The 18,531-nt window shown below is 66.0% G+C and carries 15 protein-coding genes; 4 read left to right on the forward strand and 11 right to left on the reverse strand.

Annotation, left to right across the window (positions count from 1 at the left end; all coding sequences use genetic code 11):
- The first annotated feature begins 199 nt into the window (after positions 1-199).
- Positions 200-2,824 carry a GH32 C-terminal domain-containing protein gene (locus tag MRBLAR12_RS14370; RefSeq protein ID WP_229995454.1) on the forward strand — a complete coding sequence of 875 codons (2,625 nt, stop codon included), beginning with the start codon at positions 200-202 and terminating at the stop codon, positions 2,822-2,824.
- Positions 2,825-2,972: 148 nt separating this feature from the next.
- On the opposite strand, the gene MRBLAR12_RS14375 is transcribed toward MRBLAR12_RS14370, so the two are convergent.
- Entirely contained in the window at positions 2,973-3,434 is a 462-nt protein-coding gene (locus MRBLAR12_RS14375) for a hypothetical protein (protein ID WP_229995455.1), read from the reverse strand.
- Between the two features lie 443 nt (positions 3,435-3,877).
- Between MRBLAR12_RS14375 and MRBLAR12_RS14380 the strand changes: the two genes are divergently transcribed.
- On the forward strand, positions 3,878-4,696 hold the full coding sequence (locus MRBLAR12_RS14380; protein ID WP_229995456.1) for a GAF domain-containing protein: 819 nt from the start codon (positions 3,878-3,880) through the stop codon (positions 4,694-4,696).
- 84 nt (positions 4,697-4,780) lie between these two features.
- Here MRBLAR12_RS14380 and MRBLAR12_RS14385 read toward each other — a convergent pair whose 3' ends face one another.
- The 9 genes from MRBLAR12_RS14385 to glyA form a co-directional block, all read right to left on the reverse strand.
- Entirely contained in the window at positions 4,781-5,374 is a 594-nt protein-coding gene (locus MRBLAR12_RS14385; protein ID WP_229995457.1) for an NADPH-dependent FMN reductase, read from the reverse strand.
- Between the two features lie 90 nt (positions 5,375-5,464).
- Positions 5,465-6,733, reverse strand: coding sequence for an N-acetylglucosamine-6-phosphate deacetylase (locus MRBLAR12_RS14390; RefSeq protein ID WP_364746799.1), 1,269 nt, complete (start codon positions 6,731-6,733; stop codon positions 5,465-5,467).
- A 198-nt stretch (positions 6,734-6,931) separates the two neighbouring features.
- A complete protein-coding gene (gene purU, locus MRBLAR12_RS14395; RefSeq protein WP_229995459.1) occupies positions 6,932-7,807 on the reverse strand; it encodes a formyltetrahydrofolate deformylase in 876 nt (291 codons plus the stop codon).
- A 2-nt stretch (positions 7,808-7,809) separates the two neighbouring features.
- Entirely contained in the window at positions 7,810-9,225 is a 1,416-nt protein-coding gene (locus tag MRBLAR12_RS14400; RefSeq protein ID WP_364746801.1) for an L-serine ammonia-lyase, read from the reverse strand.
- The gene (locus MRBLAR12_RS14405; RefSeq protein WP_229996131.1) at positions 9,225-9,860 is read right to left on the reverse strand and encodes a sarcosine oxidase subunit gamma; all 636 of its coding nucleotides are present in this window, start codon (positions 9,858-9,860) and stop codon (positions 9,225-9,227) included. The genes MRBLAR12_RS14400 and MRBLAR12_RS14405 overlap by 1 nt, the downstream gene beginning before the upstream one ends.
- Complete coding sequence (locus tag MRBLAR12_RS14410) at positions 9,853-12,807, reverse strand: FAD-dependent oxidoreductase (protein WP_364746803.1); 2,955 nt, start codon at positions 12,805-12,807, stop codon at positions 9,853-9,855. The genes MRBLAR12_RS14405 and MRBLAR12_RS14410 overlap by 8 nt, the downstream gene beginning before the upstream one ends.
- The gene (locus tag MRBLAR12_RS14415) at positions 12,804-13,133 is read right to left on the reverse strand and encodes a sarcosine oxidase subunit delta (RefSeq protein WP_364746804.1); all 330 of its coding nucleotides are present in this window, start codon (positions 13,131-13,133) and stop codon (positions 12,804-12,806) included. Before MRBLAR12_RS14415 ends, MRBLAR12_RS14410 begins: the two co-directional genes overlap by 4 nt.
- 12 nt (positions 13,134-13,145) lie before the next feature.
- A complete protein-coding gene (locus tag MRBLAR12_RS14420) occupies positions 13,146-14,366 on the reverse strand; it encodes a sarcosine oxidase subunit beta family protein (protein WP_364746806.1) in 1,221 nt (406 codons plus the stop codon).
- Positions 14,363-15,703, reverse strand: a complete 1,341-nt coding sequence (gene glyA, locus MRBLAR12_RS14425) for a serine hydroxymethyltransferase (protein WP_364746808.1) — start codon at positions 15,701-15,703, stop codon at positions 14,363-14,365. The genes MRBLAR12_RS14420 and glyA overlap by 4 nt, the downstream gene beginning before the upstream one ends.
- A gap of 143 nt (positions 15,704-15,846) precedes the next feature.
- Here glyA and MRBLAR12_RS14430 point away from each other — a divergent pair, with 143 nt between their 5' ends.
- Positions 15,847-16,518, forward strand: a complete 672-nt coding sequence (locus MRBLAR12_RS14430; RefSeq protein WP_229996124.1) for a GntR family transcriptional regulator — start codon at positions 15,847-15,849, stop codon at positions 16,516-16,518.
- Here the strand turns inward: MRBLAR12_RS14430 and MRBLAR12_RS14435 are convergent.
- Positions 16,515-17,327: an IclR family transcriptional regulator gene (locus MRBLAR12_RS14435; protein WP_364746810.1), complete on the reverse strand. Its 813-nt coding sequence runs from the start codon at positions 17,325-17,327 to the stop codon at positions 16,515-16,517. The two genes, MRBLAR12_RS14430 and MRBLAR12_RS14435, sit on opposite strands and share 4 nt — an antisense overlap.
- Positions 17,328-17,678: 351 nt before the next feature.
- Between MRBLAR12_RS14435 and MRBLAR12_RS14440 the strand changes: the two genes are divergently transcribed.
- Positions 17,679-18,389 carry an isochorismatase family protein gene (locus tag MRBLAR12_RS14440; protein ID WP_364746811.1) on the forward strand — a complete coding sequence of 237 codons (711 nt, stop codon included), beginning with the start codon at positions 17,679-17,681 and terminating at the stop codon, positions 18,387-18,389.
- Positions 18,390-18,531: the final 142 nt, after the last annotated feature.

The raw sequence follows: 18,531 nt of genomic DNA on the forward strand, positions 1-18,531 counted from the left end.
GAAATAACCCTTCCAGCCCTACCGCTGGGAGGGAATTTTCTGCTGCCCGCCCATCGCTTCGCCCGGCTCAGCCGCGCGCGGCCGGCCTCATGCCTGAGCCGCCAAAACCGTTGACTTGTCTGATGGACATCACTTAGTGTCCTTCGAGCTGACAACGTTGTCTATCGACGACGCGCGCAACGAAGGGCGAATCAAGCGAATGAAGAACACGAACACCCGCAGGACGCACGCCGTTTCTGCACTGACACTCGCGGGACTGACGCTGGCCGCGGCACTCGCAGGTTCCCTGCCGGCATCGGCCGCGACAGGCCCCGGGGACGAACCTTACCGGCCGGCCATTCACTACACGCCCGCAAAAAACTGGATGAACGACCCCAACGGGCTCGTCTTCTACAAGGGCGTCTACCACATGTACTACCAGCACAACCCCTCCGGTAACACCTGGGGGAACATGTCCTGGGGCCACGCCACGTCGAAGGACCTTGTCCACTGGAAGGAGCAGCCGCTGGCGATCTCCACCGATGCCCAAGAAGACGTCTTCTCGGGCAGTGTCGTGGTCGACAAGGACAACACGAGCGGTTTCGGTACGAAAGAGAACCCTCCGCTCGTGGCCATCTACACCAGCGCCTACAAGGACGCCTCGCCGCACCGCGGCCTGCAGGCGCAGTCACTGGCTTACAGCCTCGATGATGGCCAGACCTGGACCAAGTACTCCGGCAATCCTGTGCTGAACCGGAACTCCGCCAACTTCCGTGACCCGAAGGTGTCCTGGTACGACACGCCCGGCGGCGGAGGCTACTGGCTCATGACCGCGGTCGAAGCCACGGACCACAAGGTCGTCCTCTACAAGTCCGCCAACCTCAAGGACTGGTCCCCACTGAGTGAATTCGGACCAGCCAATGCCACCGGCGGGCAGTGGGAGTGCCCCGACCTGTTTCCCCTCGCCGTGGACGGCGACCCGAAGAACGTCAAGTGGGTCATGGTGGTCAACATCAATCCCGGCGGCGTGGCCGGCGGCTCCGCCGGCCAGTACTTCGTGGGGAACTTCGACGGCACCACCTTCACCTCCGAAACCACCAAACCCGTGGCCACGCCCCCTCCCGGCACGGTCCTGGCCGGATTCAACGACGGAACTTACAACGGCTGGACCGTCAACAACGAGCCAGGAAACTGGAAGAACGGCCCATTCGGCAGCACTCCGGCAAACGGAGCCCTTCCCGGCCAGAGCCCCGTGACCGGCTTTGACGGCAGTGGCCTGATCAATTCGTTCAACGACGGCGACTGGCCGCTCGGGTCCATGCAGTCACCTAACTTCACCGTGACCGACGACTACCTGAACTTCCTCGTGGGCGGCGGCAAGCACCCCCGCGTCTCCGACAAACTGGACAACACCCCGCCCGCAGGAGAGCTCAAGTTTGACGGCTTCGAGGTTCCCGCCGGGACATCGCTGGCCGACACCGGCTGGACCGGGACCGGCGACCTCACCCCCAACTTCCAGCCCTCCACCAGCGGCGGGGACTTCTACCTCGGGGCCAAACGGATTAACACCTTCGAAACCGGCAACACGCCGGGCGATGACCGACAGGGCACCCTGACATCACCGGAATTCCCCATCACCAAGAATTTCATGAGCATGCTGGTCGGCGGCGGCAACCGCTCCGCGGACTCCGGACAGATCCTGGCCGCCCAGTTGCTCGTCAACGGCAAGGTGGTCCGCTCCCTCGCAGGAGACAATTCCGGAATCCTGAACTGGAAAGGCTGGGACGTCTCCGAGTTCGCGGGACAGAATGCACAGTTGCGTGTAGTTGACCAGGCCACCGGCGGGTGGGGACACCTGACCCTTGACCACGTCATGCTGACTGACGGCCCGGCCGTTCCCCGGTCTGACGAGGAATCGGTAAACCTCGTGGTCAACGGACAAGTTGTCCGCACGGCCACCGGAAACGACAGTGAAAAGCTCGACTGGGCATCATGGAATGTCAAAGAATTCGTTGGCCAACAAGCACATATCAAAGTGGTCGACAATAACCGATTCGGTTGGGGCCACATTCTCGCGGACGAGTTCATGCTCTCCTCGAAACCGGCACAGTCGGCCCTGGAGACCTATGACTGGCTGGACTACGGACGCGACTACTACGCCTCCGTGTCCTTCGCCAACATGCCCGATAGCAAGCGGGTCATGCTCGGCTGGATGAACAACTGGGACTACGCCAACGACATCCCCACCAGCCCCTGGCGCAGCGCCATGGCACTTCCCCGCAAGGTCAACCTGACCACGACTCCTGACGGCCCCCGCCTCACCCAAAGCGCTGTCAAGCAAGTGGAACAACTGGGCGGGAGAGTCTCCTATCAGGATAAGAAGGGCGGACCGATTCCCGCCGGGACACACCAGCTCCCGGCTTCCGCATCGGGCCAGGTCCAGCAAGTGGACATCACCTTCGCACCCGGCACGGCGAAAAAATCCGGCATCAGCGTACTGGGCGACGCAAACACTTCCACCGTTATCGGCTACGACGCCACGACCGGAAAAATGTTCGTTGACCGCACCAACTCCGGCAACACCGCGTTCCACCCGGCATTCGCTTCCGTCGAGGACGCCCCCGTCACCCTGGACAAGGACGGCAACATCACCATGCGGATCTACCTCGACCGCTCATCGGTGGAAGTGTTCGCCCAGAACGGTCTGCGGACCATCACAGACCAAGTGTTCCCCAACGCCGGGGCCGACAAGATGGCCCTCTTCGCAGAAGGCGGGATTGCCCAGCTCAAATCACTCACCGTGACACCGCTGGAAAAGGCAATGTTCCTCCCGGAAAACAAGTGACCCAGCCCACCGCCTGACCTGCTCGCCAAGGAGTCGGAGCTGAAGGGCCTGCGTACGGTACTGCACCGGGCGCAATCCCTTCAGCTCGGCCTTTGTGAGGTCGTCGTACCGGCGACTGAAACACGAACTTCGTCACAGGCATTGCCAGCTAGCAGGCGACTTCAGCCCTGAGGTCGCGGATCGCGGCCTCGACGTTGGAGGCCTCGTCGCGGAGGGAATCAGCTGCCTGGGTCAACGTGGCGTCGTCGGGGACCGCGGCGACGGCGGCATTGAACTTGGCCTCGGCGGCCTTGACGGCATCCGCCCGCTGCTGGGCGAGGTTCTCGCTCGCCTTGACGAGATCGTCATAGGTCTTCGTGACTTGATCTTGGGCCGCGCGGACCTGCTCGATCGTGGCATCAGGCTTGAGCGTGGACTTGAACTCTGCCAGAGCTGCGGCATGGGCATCGATGGCCGCGCAGACCTGCGACGTGCTTGCCGGGGGGCTTGAGACGGTAACGGCCGGACTGGGAGTGGCCGCCGGTGGGCTGGTTGGGCTGCATCCGGTGAGCAGGGCGATGGTGGTCCCAAGTGCGATGAATCCCAAGAGAATAGCGCGGGGTTTCGACATCGGAAGATCCTCTTCCAGCTGGGGTGTTGGCTCCGAGCATCGGGGGCCGTATTCATCCTCCGCCGGGACGCGGGCGCGGACCTCATCCGCCGGGGGTGAATTGGGTGGAAATGCATGGCCGGCCGGCAGGGGCCAAATGGCTCTTTTGGGACCGGGTGAACGCGGGTATAAATGGTTGTGCCACGGCGGACGGGTCCTCCGCGACTGGTGTTGAAGCCGGGGCGGGCGGTCCAGGGAAGGACGTTGAAAACTTCCCTGGGCCGCCGCGGGGCTGATGGGGCTCTGCAATCACCGGAACAGCCCACCGGAACAGCCGAGGATCAAGCGACAGGCGGCGGGATCGTCGGCTCTGACAGATGGATGGCGCGGCGGTGTCCGCCCGGACGTATGCTGTTTTCATCGGTTCAGCAGTGAGCTGCGTGCTTTGATTTCGAGCGTGGAACATGACCCAAGGAACTGCAAGAGACGGCCGGCAGGATCGTCATGCCTCCTTCTGGGAGTTGCACTTCAACGACCCGGATGTCGGTGCCTTCCTCAGCGAAGCCGTGAGTGAGTTTGTCGACGACATCGGTGGTCCCGGCCGCGGGATCAGCTGGGCAATCACCCTGCTCGGGTCCGCGGAGGCCCTCACCCTTACTGCCGGCAGCGAACCGGCGCGGGCCGCAGATGAGGCGCAGCGATCCTTCGACGACGGGCCGGCTCGCACAGCGGTTCGCAGCGGTGAATTTGTGTTCGTGGGCGACACCTCCCTGGAGCGCCGCTGGCCCGGGTACGCCAGCGCCGCCGCAGCCTTCGGAGCCCGGTCCCTCATATCCGTTCCGCTGGTCCCACAATCGGTATTCCAGGCCGCTGTGAACTTGTACGCGCCGTGGCCGCATGTCTTCACCAGCGCAGATATCACCGCCGCGGCTCGCCTGGCCCGCCACCTGTCCCGTGCACTGCGTTTGGTTGAGCAGTTGGCGCTGAGGTCCGGGAGCAGCGCGGATCTGTCCTCGGCCCAGCTCTCCCGGGCGCTGGCCGGCCTGGCGTTGCGGACGCTGGTGCGGGAGTACGGACTCAGCGAGGAGGGAGCCCTCGACTATCTTCGGAGCGTCGCGGGCGGAGCTACACGGGAAGCCGCCGGCGCCACGGTCCATGTCCTGGTGCCCGATTCCGTTCAGGTCCAGAAAGAGCCCCTGCCCAGTCCCTATGCAGGGGCACCACATGGCGGGGACGCGCCTCCCGTCCGTCGTCGGCGGCGCAGGACGGGGACCCCGGCCTAGGCGTACAGCGCCATCAAGTTGGGGACACCCGACCAGCCGTCCCGCCAGGCCGCGCGCCTGCGCAGCAGATAGTCAGCACAGCCGCTAGGCGGCGCTGGCGTCTTCTTTCCCTCGGGCGTGGCCCGGGCGGAGGATCTTCAGCGCGCCGGCCCAGGCGATCACCTGGTCGAACAAGGTCTGCAGACTCGCCTCGGCGGCCGCCGTCGGGATGAAGGTGCGGTAATTCGCGAACTCCGTGGCCAATGGCAGCGCAACCTGGGCCCGGACGTCTGCCATCTGCAGTTCTGCCGCCACACCCCGGAGGTGTTCGACGGCGCGGATGCCGCCGCTGCTTCCGTAGCTGACGAACCCGGCAGCCTTGTTGTTCCACTCCTTGTACAGGTAGTCCAGCGCGTTTTTCAGCGCCCCGGGGATCGAGTGGTTGTACTCGCCGGTGACGAAGATGTAGCCGTCGAAACCGTCGACAGCCTCGGACCAGGCCTTGGTGTAGGGCTGGCTGTACCGGCCGAAGGAGGGCGGCAGCGGCTCGTCGAGAAGCGGGAGCCGGAAGTCGGCGACGTCGAGGACGTCAAAGGTGGCATCGCCGCGTTCTGATGCCCGGGCACTTACCCAGTCGGCGACGGCCTTTCCGAGGCGTCCGGGCCGGGTGCTCCCGAGCACGATAGCGATGCGGATCATGGCGGGCTCCTTTCCGGAGATTTTTTTGCCCACAATCACAACAACAAGCCGGACGGCTCGAAACTTCCGCAGCGCCGCCGGATTAGGGTGCTATTGCCCGACGCGCCGGCATTCCGGCAGGATCCGTCCGCCGCGAAGGACGGTCACGAGTTCGAAGCCCGGGTCAACGGCGATAACGTCAGCGCGCATTCCGGCCCGGAGCCCGCCGATCTCGGTTTCCAGGCCCAGGACACGGGCCGGGACCAGGGTCGCCGCCATGACGGCGTCGGCAGGACTCACGCCCGCCGCGATCGTGGCGCGGACAACCTCCAGCAGGGTCGCCGTGCCCCCGGCAAGGGCGCCGTTACTCCGCAAGGTGGCCACGCCGTCGTGCACCACAACATCCGAGCTGCCGAGTTCGTACTCGCCGTCGGGCAGCCCGGTCGCCGCCATGGAGTCTGTCACCAGCGCAATGCCCTCGGCTCCGACCAGGTCAAACACCATCCGGACCGTCTCGGGGTCGAGGTGGACGCCGTCGCCGACTAGCTCGACCACAACCGTGCCGGCCGCCGCCAAACGCAGGCACGCGGCAACGGGGCCGGGACTGCGGTGGTGCAGGGGAGGCATGCCGTTGAACAGATGGGTCACGGTGGGCCGGGCCTGCGGCCCGAAGGCGCCACCGGCCGCGGCCCTGCCGATGAGGTCCGCGGCTTCCGCCAGCGAGGCGGCCGCTACGTGGGCATCGGCATCGGTATGGCCCAGCGAGGGGGTGACTCCGTGGTCCGTGAGAATCCGGAGCAGTTCACTGGCGCCGGGCAGTTCGGGGGCGTAAGTCATGGTCTGCAGGGCTCCGCCGGCGGCCGCCAGCAGGTGCCGGAGCAGTTCAGGATCGGGGTCCCGGAGCCAGCGGGGGTTCTGCGCGCCGCAGCGGGCGGAGGAGAGGAAGGGCCCCTCGGAATGGACGCCTGCGATCAGTCCCTCGGCCGCCAGGACCTTGAGTACGCCGAGCGACCGCACCAGCTCATCGCCCGGGGCCGTGACCAGGCTGGCCAGCAGGGTGGTGGTCCCGTGGCGGTGCAGGAAGTCCACCGCCTCCCGGCAGGCCCGGTCATCTCCGGTTGGGAATCCGCCGCCCGCGGCGCCATGGCAGTGGAGGTCAACAAGCCCGGGAAGCAGCGAGCTGCCCTGCGGCACCGGGAGCTCCTCGGCCCCAGGGAACTGCCCGGCGTCAAAGCCGCCGCTGGGTCCCGCGTAGGCGATCCGGCCGTCGGTCACCGCCACCACGGAGTCCGGGGTAACGGCACCATCGCTCAGGAGGGCGCCCCGCAGGAAGTAGGCGGGAGCGGCAGGGGCGTCGCGGTCCTCGGGGGTAAGGATCATGGTGCCTGGTTTCTGTGTGGCCGGGCGTTTGGGACAGGTACAGCTAGTTGAAGACTAGCCGTACGGCGCCGACGATGGCTGTTCCCGGATTCCCCACCTTTGCTTCGGTTCCGACGGCGTGCCCGCCCAACACGCTGGCGGGTCCCGGCCAAGTGGCGGCAAAGGTGGGGAAACTCCGGACCTCCACAGGAGTTACGGCTAACGCAGCACTACTGTCCTGTTGCCCTGGAGGATGACGCGTCCCTCGCAGTGCCAGCGGACGGCGTTTGAGAGTGCCTTGCATTCCGTATCGCGTCCGGCGGCCACGAGATCGTCCGGGCCGAAGGTGTGGTCCACGTCCACCACTTGCTGGGAGATGATGGGCCCTTCGTCCAGCTCCGCGTTGACATAGTGGGCGGTGGCGCCAACCGTCTTCACGCCCCGGGCGTGCGCCTGGTGGTAGGGCTTTGCACCCTTGAAGCTGGGCAGGAAGGAGTGGTGGATGTTGATGGCGCGGCCGTCCAGCTGCCGGGTGAGGTTGTCGGAGAGGACCTGCATGTATCGGGCCAGGACCACCAGTTCCACGTCCATCCGGTCGATCAGTTCCAGGAGCCGCTCTTCGGCCGCGGGCTTGGTGTCCGGGGTGACGGGCACGTGGAAGAAGGGGATGCCGTGCCATTCGACGGTCCGACGGTGATCGGGGTGGTTGGAGACGACGCCGACGATCTCGATGGGCAGTTCACCGGTGCGTGCCCGGTACAGCAGATCGTTGAGGCAGTGCTCGAATTTCGAGACCATGATCAGGACCCGCCGTTTGGTCCCGGACCGCCGCAGCTCCCAGCGCATGCCGAATTTTTCGGCGACCGGCACAAACGCCTCCCTGAGCACATCCAGCGTGGTTTGGTCTCCGGCCGACGCGAACTGGAGCCGCATGAAGAAGTGGCCGTCCAGCTGTGAGTCGAACTGTTTGCTTTCCAGGATGTCGCAGCCCTGGTCCAGCAGGAAGCCGGACACGGCGTAGACGATTCCTCGCGTTTCCGGGCAGTCCAGGGTCAGGACGTGCTCCACGGTGTCGGGTGTCTGGTCGGTGGTCATGGTCAGCACTCCACGACGTTCACGGCGAGGCCCCCGCGGGAGGTTTCCTTGTACTTGGTTTTCATGTCTGCTCCTGTTTCGCGCATGGTCTTGATGGCTTTATCCAGCGAGACTTTGTGGCTGCCGTCGCCGTGGAGGCACAGACGGGCGGCGTTGATGGCTTTGACGCTGGCGATGGCGTTGCGTTCGATGCAGGGGATCTGCACAAGCCCGCCCACGGGGTCGCAGGTCAGGCCGAGGTTGTGTTCAATCCCGACTTCGGCGGCGTTTTCCACCTGTTCCGGGGTCCCGCCCAGCACTTCGCAGAGTCCAGCCGCCGCCATGGAACAGGCCGATCCGACTTCGCCCTGGCAGCCGACCTCTGCCCCGGAGATGGAGGCATTGATCTTGAACAGGATCCCGACGGCGGCCGCTGCCAGCAGGAAGCGGACGACGCCGTCGTCGTCGGCGCCCGGGACAAACTTGACGTAATAGTGCAGCACGGCGGGGACGATTCCGGCGGCGCCGTTGGTGGGGGCCGTGACGATCCTGCCGCCCGCGGCATTTTCCTCGTTGACGGCCAGGGCGAACAAGTTCACCCATTCCATGGCGAGCAGCGGGTCAGCGGGCACGTGGACGAGCGAAGGGTTCCGGGCATCCGCCTCGGCGCTGACGGCGGATGCTGCCAGCGTCCGGAACAGGGACGGGGCGCGGCGTTTGACGTTCAGCCCGCCGGGCAGGATGCCCTCGGCAGCGCAGCCGTTGTCCACGCATTGGCGCATGACCGCCCACAGTGCCAGGAGTTTTTCCCGGAGTTCGGCCTCGCTGCGCCAGACGAGTTCGTTGGCGAGCATGACGTCGGAGATGGACATATTTTCGCGGCGGCAAATTTCCAGGAGCTCGTTGGCCGTGGTGAAGGGGTGGGGCAGCACGGTGTCGTCTGCCACCACATGGTCAGCGCCCTGGGCATCGCCGTCAACAACGAAGCCGCCCCCAATGGAGTAGAAGCTCCGTTCGCTGAGGACGCCGCCGGAGTGGTCCAGTGCCCGGAAGGTCATGCCGTTGGGGTGGGCCGGGAGGGACTTGCGGCGGTGCAGGACCACGTCTTCGTCCCAGTTGAAGTCCACCCGGTGGTGGCCGGCGAGCTGCAGCTCCGCGTCCAGGGCCGCAGCCGCCACCTGGTCATCCGCCGTGCCCGTGTCCACGGTCTCGGGGTCCTGTCCCTGAAGACCGAGGACCACAGCCTTGTCCGATCCATGTCCCCGTCCGGTCGCACCCAGGGAACCGAACAGCTCGGCCTGCACTCTGGTAGTCGAGCTCAGTGTCCCGTCACTCTTGAGCCCGTCGGCGAAGAGCTTGGCCGCCCGCATCGGGCCGACCGTGTGGGAGGAGGACGGCCCGATGCCAACAGAGAACAGGTCCAGGACGCTAAGTGCCATCAGGGGACCTCGGTGGACGCAAATTCGCGCATGGCATCGAGGAGCCAGCGGCCCAGGAACTCCGCAAAGGATGCCCGCGGAAAGATTCGGTAGGTCTCTTCCGCGGTCTTCCACAAGATGGCGGGGATGCCGCCGATTTCCGTGGACAGCGCCGTGCCGGCCGTGAAGACGCGGGGGTGCAGGTCCAGGGCGCAGCCCTTCTCCAGAACGTCCCGGGCCCGGGGCCCGGAGAGTTCGAGCGTGGTGCGGTTGGCGGAGAGGTCCACCACCTGGCCCTCGGCGTCGCCGAGTGCGTCGGTGAGCGTCCGGGGGAGCTCACCGCCCAGGCTTTCATGGGATTCCGCCGGTGCCACCAGCAGGAATTCTGCCGGGCCCAGCCACAGCGCCGCGGTGTCACCGCTGCTGCGGACCTCCCCGGAAGCGGTGGGAAGGCCTCCCGTGCGTTTGCCCAGCCGCTCCCCGGCATCGCCGTCGGGATCGACCCGGATCCCGGCCATGGTCAGGAACGGCACCTCGCGCAGCTCCACCGTGCCCGCAACGGAGCCCGCTTCAAAAGCTGCCCATAGGCCCGACGCCGGGCTCTTCCGGAGGGTCTGGATCTTCTTGGAATTTTCGAGTGCTGCTGTGTCAGCCATCTTTACGGGCCCCTTCAGAGTCAAAAAGTACGGTTTCTGCGACGACGACGTCCACCAGCTGGTCACCGGCGGCCGCCACGAGGGTTTCGCCGATGCGGTTGCGCCCGTTCTTGATCAGGGCCAGCGCAAACGACCTGCCCAGCGCGGCGCTGTGGTAGCTCGAGGTGACGAATCCCTGCATGGGCACGGGGCCGTAGGCGGGGTTGACGGTGATGCCCTGCTCCACCAGTTGGGTGCCTTCGGGGAGCCGGATGGTGCCGTCCACGGGGAGGACGCTGACCAGGTGCCTGCGGTCGGTGCGGGCGGCGTCCTTGCGGGAGTACGAGCGTTTGCCGATGAAGTCCTTGACCTTGGACACCACCCATTCCATGCCGGCATCCTGCGGGGTGACCGTTCCGTCGGTGTCCTGACCGACGATCGGGTACCCCTTCTCCGCACGCAGCACGTGCATGGTTTCGGTGCCGTACGGGGTGATGTTGAACTCCGCGCCGGCCGCCTCCACGGCTTCCCAGGTGCTCAGCCCGTACCAGGACGGGACGTTGATTTCGTAGGCCAGTTCGCCGGAGAACGAGATCCGGCAGACCCGGGCCTGGACGCCGGAAGCCAGGGTGGTCTCGCGGAATGTCATGAACGGGAAAGCCTCGGCGTCGAGGCCGCCGTCGGCTGCCAGTTCCGGAGCCATTTTGGCGAGGACGGCCCGGGATTTCGGTCCGACGACGGCGATGGTGGACCACTGCTCCGTAACGGAGGTGCAGTGCACATCCAGTTCCGGCCATTCGGTCTGCAGCCATTCCTCCAGCCAGTCCAGGACCTTGGCCGCGCCGCCGGTGGTGGTGGTCATGAAGAACCGGTCCTCGTCCAGGCGCAAGGTGACGCCGTCGTCGAAGATCATCCCGTCCGGGGTGCACATAACGCCGTAGCGGGCCGAACCCGGTGCCAGCTTCTTGAAGGCGTTGGTGTAGATGCGGTTCAGGAACTCGCCCGCGTCCTTGCCCCGGATCTCGATCTTGCCCAGGGTGGTGGCGTCCATGAAGCCCACGGATTCCCGGACGGCAGCGCATTCGCGCAGGACCGCGGTGTCCATGTCCTCGCTGCCCTGCGGGTAGTACCAGGGCCGCTTCCACTGGCCGACGTCTTCGAACAGGGCGCCCTGGGCGACATGCCAGGGGTGGATGGAGGTCAGGCGGGCAGGGTCGAAGAGTTCGCCGCGCTGGCGTCCGGCCAGGGCAGCGAATGCCACCGGAGTGAAGGGCGCGCGGTACGCGGTGGTCCCGATTTCGCCTACCCCAACCGTTTCCCCGCCGCCGTGCTTGAGGGCTGCTGCGATCACGCCGATCGCGTTCACGCCGGACGTCTTGCCCTGATCGTTGGCGGTGCTGATCGAGGTGTAGCGCTTGACGTGTTCCACGGAGCGCATGCCGGCCCCGGTGGAGCGCAGCACGTCGGCCACGGTCTGGTCGCGCTGGAAGTCGACGAAGTGGTGGTGCCAGTCTTCCGGGGCGCCTTCCTGTCCGGGGACCAGCCAGAGCTGGCGGGTGGGGGCGGCGGCGCGCGGCGGCGTCGGCGCAGACGGTTCCGCGTCGGACTCGAAGCCCGCGGCGATGACCGCAGCGGCCCCGGCGGAGATGCCTTCGGCCACGCAGTCGTCCAGGGCGTAACTGCCGCGTCCGGATCCGGCCACCTGCTGGTTGGGAACCACGCTGTGGGGGACGAAGGCGGCGAGGTCTTCGTCCCAGCGCAGCCTGCCTTGGCGCTGGGAGTGCAGGTGCACCACCGGTGACCAACCGCCGGAGACGGCCAGCAGGTCGCAGGCGAGGTGTTCGATGCCCGAGGTGAGCTCGCCGGCGTCGTTGATGCTCCGGACGGTGACGCCGAGGAGCCGGCCGTCGCCGGACACAGCAGCGGTGGTGTTGGCGACGGCGCTGCCGATCAGCACGCGCGTTCCCGCGGCCGCGGCTGCCGCGGCGGTTTCGCTCAGCTGCGGCCGGGCGTCCACGACGGCCTCTACACCGATTCCGGCCGCGCGGAGGTCGGCGGCCAGGGCGTAGGCGCTGTCGTTCGTGGTGCTGATGACCACCCGGGAACCCGCGGCGACGGCGTAGCGGTTGAGATAGGTGCGGACCGCGGAGGCGAGCATGATGCCGGGGCGGTCGTTGTTTTCGAGGACCAGCGGGCGTTCGTGGGCGCCCGGGGCCAGGACGACTTGGGCGGCCCGGATGTGCCAGATCCGCTGGCGGGAAACGCCGGGCGCGGCCGGGGTCAGGAGGTGGTCGGTCCGGTTCTGGGCCGCAATGACGTAGTTCGAGTCGTAGGAGCCGAAGGCGCTGGTGCGGTTCAGCACCGTGCAGTCGGCCGCGGAGATCAGTTCGGCTTCAACGTTGGCCACCCAGTCCAGCGCGGGCTGGCCTTCGATGCTCTCCGCGAGGGCCGGATCGGTGGATCCGGACAACAGCGAGCCGCCGAGCTCGGGCTGGTCGTCAATGAGGATGACCCGGGCGCCGGCGCGGACGGCCTGCCGCGCGGCGGCCAGGCCCGCGGGGCCGCCGCCGATCACGAGGACGTCGGTGTGGACGTATTTCTTGTCGTACTCGGCGCGGTCCTCGTCCGGGTCCAGTTTTCCCAGCCCGTTGAGGAATTCGGCGCTGAGGCCGTCCACGAGGGACACGGTGGTGGCGGGGAGCATGGACTCGGCCACGTGGCCCGGGAACCGGGCGGCGATCTTGACCAGGGCGTTGGATTCCTCGACCCCGGCGGACATGATGCCGCGCGGCCGGTCCTCGTAGAGGGAGTTGCCCGCCTCCAGCCGGCCGTTCGCCAGCAGGGCGGAGGCGAGGGTGTCGCCGGGGTGGCCCGTGTACTCCCGGCCGTCCACGGTGAAGCGCCAAGTGACGCTGCGGTCGATGCGTCCGCCGGTGCTAAGACGCGCGGGCTGCGGCTGAGCGCTCATTTGGAGGATCCTTCCGGGGAAACGGGGCTGGTGATAGTGGGGGCTGTGGGTCCCGTGGCGGGCCGGAGCTGGCCCATCGGGTAGATGGCCTGGATGTCGTACGTGAGCGTGTCGCGGAGCATGTTGAACCATTGCCGGCAGCCCGTGCTGTGCAGCCAGCGTTCGGCGAAGGCGCCCTTGGTGTTGTCGCGGTAGAACAAGTACTCGGCCCATTCGCGGTCGGTGAGTTCCGCCGGGTTTTCGGGGTAGGGCACGTGGGCCTGGCCGCCGTAGTGGAACTCGGTCTCGTCGCGGGGACCGCAGTTGGGGCAGGAGATAAGGAGCATGTCCGTACCTTTCTAGTGGGCCACGGCGGCGGCGCCGTGTTCATCGATCAGGGCGCCGGTTTCGAAACGCTCGAGCGCAAAGGGCTGGTTGAGTTTGTGCGGTGTTCCGGTGGCGATCGTGTGCGCGAACGTCAGGCCGGCCGCCGGTGTGCCCTTGAATCCGCCGGTTCCCCAGCCACAGTTGACGAACATGTTTTCCACCGGGGTGGTGCCCACGATCGGGGAGGCATCCAGGGTGGTGTCCACGATTCCGCCCCACGTCCGGAGCACGTGGGCCCTGGCGAAGATCGGGAAGAGTTCGACGGCGGCGGCCATCTGGTGCTCGATCACGTGGAAGGAGCCGCGCTGGCCGTAGCCGTTGTACGAGTCGACGCCGGCGCCCATGACCAGTTCGCCCTTGTGTGCCTGGGAGACATAGACGTGGACGTGGTTGGACATGACCACGGTGGGGTGGACGGGCTCGTGGAGCTCGGATACCAGTGCCTGGAGGGGGTGGGACTGGATGGGGAGCCGGAATCCGGCCATTTCTGCCAGGACCGAGCTGTGCCCGGCGGCGCACAGGCCCACTTTTTCGGTGTTGATGGTGCCGCGGTTGGTTTTGACGCCCACCACGCGGTTGCCGTCCTTGACGAAGCCGGTGACTTCGCAGTTCTGGATGATGTCCACGCCCAGCTCGTCGCACTTGCGGGCGAACGCCCAGGCGACGTGGTCGTGCTTGGCGATGCCGGCGCGCGGCTGGTAGGTGGCGCCCATGACCGGGTAGCGGATGTTGTCGTTGATGTTCAGGATGGGGCAGAGTTCCTTGACCTGCTGCGGGTCCAGCCACTCGGCGTCCACGCCGTTGAGCTTGTTGGCGCCGACGCGGCGGACGCTCTCGCGGACGTCGCCCAGGGTGTGGGCCAGGTTCATGACCCCGCGCTGGCTGAACAGGAAGTCGTATTCGAGTTCTTCCGGCAGGATCTCCCAAAGCTTCAAGGCGTGCTCGTAGATCGCCGCGCTCTCGTCCCAGAGGTAGTTGGAACGGATGATGGTGGTATTCCGGGCCATGTTGCCGCCGGCGAGCCAGCCCTTTTCCAGGATGGCGATGTTGGTCATCCCGTGGTTCTTGGCCAGGTAGTACGCCGTCGCCAGCCCGTGTCCGCCGCCGCCAACAATGACCGCGTCGTAGGAGGGCTTGGGGTCCGGGTTGTGCCAGAGGAAGTCCGGGTGCTCCGGCAGGTGCTCGGTGGTCATTGTGCTGCTCCAATCAGTTCTGCCTCAAGCCCAGTTGCCGCTGTGCCGGCGCCAAGGTGCGGGTAGAGGGGGAATTGTGCGGCCAGGGCGCTGACACGTCCGCGCAGTTCGGCGGCTGTGTCAGCGCTGAGTTCGTTCCCGGGCGCCTGTGCGGTGAGGGCGGAGGCGATGATGTCTGCCACCTCCGTGAACTCCGCGGCACCGAAGCCGCGGGTGGCCAGGGCCGGGGTGCCGATCCGCAGACCGGAGGAGACCATGGGCGGGCGGGGGTCGAACGGGACGGCGTTGCGGTTGACGGTGATGCCGATCCGGTGCAGCCGGTCTTCGGCCTGCTGCCCGTCCAGTTCCGAGTTCCGCAGGTCCACCAGGACCAGGTGCACGTCGGTGCCGCCGTTGACCACGGAGATCCCGGCTGCTGCGACGTCGTCCTTCAGGAGCCGGGACGCGAGGATCTTGGCGCCTTCGAGGGTGCGTTCCTGGCGTGCCTTGAACTCGGGGGAGGCGGCGATCTTGAAGGCCACTGCCTTGGCCGCGACCACGTGTTCCAGCGGGCCGCCCTGCTGGCCGGGGAACACGGCGCTGTTGATCTTGCGCGCGTACTCCTCCTTGCCCAGGATCACCCCGCCGCGCGGGCCGCCGAGGGTCTTGTGCGTGGTGGTCGTGACGACATCGGCGTAAGGGACCGGGTTCGGATGCAGTCCTGCGGCCACGAGGCCGGCGAAATGCGCCATGTCCACCATGAGGTAGGCGCCCACGAGGTCGGCGATGCGCCGGAACTCGGCGAAGTCCAGCTGCCGGGAGTAGGCGGACCATCCGGCCACGATCATCTTGGGCCGGTGCTCGAGGGCCAGGGCCTCCACCTCGGCCATATCCACCAGGTGGTTGTGCTCGCTCACGTGGTACGGGACCACGTTGTAGAGCTTGCCGGAGAAGTTGATCTTCATCCCGTGGGTGAGGTGGCCGCCGTGGGCCAGGGCCAGTCCCATGATGGTGTCGCCCGGTTCCAGGAGAGCGAACATGGCGGCGGCGTTGGCCTGGGCGCCCGAATGGGGCTGCACGTTGGCGTACTCGGCGCCGAACAAGGCCTTGACCCGGTCGATGGCGAGCTGTTCGATCACATCGACGTGCTCGCAGCCGCCATAGTAGCGCTTGCCCGGGTAGCCCTCGGCGTACTTGTTGGTGAGCACCGAACCCTGCGCCTCCATGACCCCCGCAGGGGCGAAATTCTCGGACGCAATCATCTCAAGGGTGGACTGCTGGCGCGTCAGTTCCCTCGCCACGGCCTGTTCGACCTCGGGATCGACTACGGAAAGTCGCTCGTTCAACTGCTCAACCACGGTTGCTCCTTTGAAATACCACTGTTGTTATGACTGATATATCAGTGTGAGGTCAATGCTATGATTGGAATCACACCGGAGTCAATAGCCGGAAGCCAAGTGGAACCGGGCTTCCGTTTGGAAACCAGGAACGGAGCCGAGCTGTGAATGCACTGACTGTCTTGCCGCCCGCAGAAGACGAAGTCCTGTCCCAGGCCGAGGCCGCGTACCGGCAGTTGCGCGACAGGCTGATCATGCTCGACATCCGCCCGGGCGAACCCATCAACGACGGGCAGTTGGCCGCCGAGCTCGGCTTCGGGCGCACTCCCGTGCGCGAGGCGATCAAGCGGCTGGAAGTGGACCACCTGGTGGTTTCCTATCCGCGCCGGGGTACCTTTGCCACCACCGTGGACTTCACGGAACTGGCCGACGTCTCGGAAATCCGGGAACTGCTGGAACCGCTGGCGGCGCGCCGGGCGGCAACGCGGGCCAACGCCGCCATGCGCCGCGAACTGTTGGACGTCGCCAAGACCATTGCGGAACTGGCCCCGAGCCCCGCAGAGTCACGGGAGCTGATGCGCTACGACCTGACAGTGCACCGTCTGATCTACCGGGCCGCTGCCAACCCGCACCTGGAAGACACACTGATCCGCTACGACAACCTGGCCACCCGCATCTGGTGCCTGGTCCTGGATAAGGTCCCCTCGGTCAGCGGGCACGTCAACGAGCACGTGGAGCTGCTCAAGGCGGTGGCCGAAGGCGACGCGGACAGGGCGGCCGAGCTCGCCCTGCACCACGTCACCAGCTTCGAGGAGACCATCCGGAAGGTGCTCTAGGAGTCCCCCTCCGGGCGCTCCAGAGCCTGATAGCCCAGCCTGGCCGAGACGGCGGCGGCGGCGGCCATCACGTTGGCTGCCAGCACGTCGATCACAGATTCCGGAACCCGGGACTTTGGTGCTGAAACCGTAATGCAGCCGACCGCGGCGCCTTTGTAATCGCGCACCAACGCCGAGACGCCAAACTCCTCGGGCGTGGTGAGTCCGTCATTGACGGCGTAGCCGGCTTCCCGGTTGGCGTTCAACTGTTCCGCAAAATCCGGAGCCGGGTCACTGCCTGGTTTGAGTGTAACCACCCCCTGCTCGAGCAGGCTGGCTGCCTTCGGCTCTGGCAGGTCGGCCAGAAACATGCGCACCGAAGAACTTTCAAACTTGCTGTACCGGGTACCGATGGCAGCCGTGTGTTTGACCAGGTGCGGACTGGGAATCTGCTCCACCACCACGGCCTCGGATCCGTTCCATACGGCCAGCGCACTGGTCTCGAGCGTGGCCTCGGTGAGCCGCTCCAGTTCCGGATAGGCCACCCGGCGCACGTCAAGCTGTGCCAGCAAGGGCCCCGAAAGGGCAATGAGCCCGAGGCCCAGGCGAAAACGTCCGGTCTCATCATCGCGCTGCACATAGCGGGCTTTCTCCAGTCCCGCCAGAATCCGGGAGACCGTGCTCTTGTGCAGGCCGACACGCTGGGCAATTTCCGTAACACCGAGGACGGGTTTTTCGATCGAAAACGCTTCGAGGACCCCCAGCCCATTCAGCAATGACGCCGCGGCGCCCTGAGGGGCTTCGTCACTCTGACGTGGCCTGCCTGCCATGTTCCATCCCGTTTCTAAGTCTGTCGTATCTGTCTGCGGCCCGCATTGGAGGGCCCAATTTAGCAATCATAGGTCCGACGGCGGGCCTTGCCTCAAACGGCGGACCGCCGTCATATCCGCTAGAACCCTTGTGGAGTTGCTGAACGAGCAACTACATTGATCATGCAGCAACAAAATGTGAACCAGGTCACTTCCATCGGCGGCCGGGCCTGCAGTCCCCGGACTCAGACTCCGCACGAAATGCAAATTAAACATTGCTGACATCTCAGTTGCGCATACAGCAACTAATTTGATTCGAAAGCAACTCACTAGTCGTGATGGATCGCCGTCAATCAATCCAAGGAGAAACCCATGAGCCAGGACCTCAACACCCAGCTGAACGAACTGCTCGAGAAGGCCTTTGCCGCCGGCACCGAGCAGTACCACGAACTCGGCTTCAAGCGCCGCGTCGGCTACGGCAGCCGGCCGGCCATCATCCACATCGACATGGCCAACGCCTGGACCCGCGAGGGCCACGCCTTCACCTGCGAAAACATGGACACGATCATCCCGGCCTGCCAGGCGCTGAACGACGCCGCCCGGGAAAAGGGCATCCCGGTCATCTACACCACCACCGCGTACGACATCACCGACCGCTCCAAGCCCTCCGACATGGGCCTCTGGTCCTCCAAGATCCCGGTCGAGCTGCTCGCCGAGGGACTGGACGCCGTCAAGATCGATGACCGCATCGCCCCCGAGCCCGGCGAACTCGTCATCACGAAAAAGCGCGCCAGCGCGTTCCCCGGCACCAACCTTCAGCAGTTCCTGACCGTCAACCGCATCGACACCGTGATCATCACCGGCGTCACCGCCGCCGGCTGCGTCCGCCACACCGTCGAGGACGCCATCGCCGAAGGCTTCCGCCCCATCGTGGTCCGCGAAGCCGTCGGGGACCGCGTCGCCGGGACCGTCGCCTGGAACCTCTTCGACATCGACTCCAAATTCGGCGACGTCGAACCCCTCAGCAACGTCCTCGACTACCTCAACAACCTCCCCAAGTTCAGCGAAACCACCACCCCCTAACCCACCCGCACGCCCGAAAAGGGCGGCCATCTTCACCTCAGTGAGAAGCCGCCTTTTTCGTCCCTGCCGGGAGGCACTCATCGGCTTTGCGGTGCCGTATCACATCGGCACATCTCAGTCGCATAAGACCCAACTAATTTGG

Source organism: Arthrobacter sp. LAR12-1-1.1, assembly GCF_040676555.1.
In the GTDB taxonomy this organism is placed as follows: Bacteria; Actinomycetota; Actinomycetes; order Actinomycetales; family Micrococcaceae; genus Arthrobacter.

Coding starts and splice junctions, on each gene's coding strand:
- MRBLAR12_RS14370 (WP_229995454.1), top strand. CDS start 200: ATGAAGAACACGAACACCCGCAGGACGCACGCCGTTTCTGCACTGACA.
- MRBLAR12_RS14375 (WP_229995455.1), bottom strand. CDS start 3,434: ATGTCGAAACCCCGCGCTATTCTCTTGGGATTCATCGCACTTGGGACC.
- MRBLAR12_RS14380 (WP_229995456.1), top strand. CDS start 3,878: ATGACCCAAGGAACTGCAAGAGACGGCCGGCAGGATCGTCATGCCTCC.
- MRBLAR12_RS14385 (WP_229995457.1), bottom strand. CDS start 5,374: ATGATCCGCATCGCTATCGTGCTCGGGAGCACCCGGCCCGGACGCCTC.
- MRBLAR12_RS14390 (WP_364746799.1), bottom strand. CDS start 6,733: ATGATCCTTACCCCCGAGGACCGCGACGCCCCTGCCGCTCCCGCCTAC.
- purU (WP_229995459.1), bottom strand. CDS start 7,807: ATGACCACCGACCAGACACCCGACACCGTGGAGCACGTCCTGACCCTG.
- MRBLAR12_RS14400 (WP_364746801.1), bottom strand. CDS start 9,225: ATGGCACTTAGCGTCCTGGACCTGTTCTCTGTTGGCATCGGGCCGTCC.
- MRBLAR12_RS14405 (WP_229996131.1), bottom strand. CDS start 9,860: ATGGCTGACACAGCAGCACTCGAAAATTCCAAGAAGATCCAGACCCTC.
- MRBLAR12_RS14410 (WP_364746803.1), bottom strand. CDS start 12,807: ATGAGCGCTCAGCCGCAGCCCGCGCGTCTTAGCACCGGCGGACGCATC.
- MRBLAR12_RS14415 (WP_364746804.1), bottom strand. CDS start 13,133: ATGCTCCTTATCTCCTGCCCCAACTGCGGTCCCCGCGACGAGACCGAG.
- MRBLAR12_RS14420 (WP_364746806.1), bottom strand. CDS start 14,366: ATGACCACCGAGCACCTGCCGGAGCACCCGGACTTCCTCTGGCACAAC.
- MRBLAR12_RS14435 (WP_364746810.1), bottom strand. CDS start 17,327: ATGGCAGGCAGGCCACGTCAGAGTGACGAAGCCCCTCAGGGCGCCGCG.
- MRBLAR12_RS14440 (WP_364746811.1), top strand. CDS start 17,679: ATGAGCCAGGACCTCAACACCCAGCTGAACGAACTGCTCGAGAAGGCC.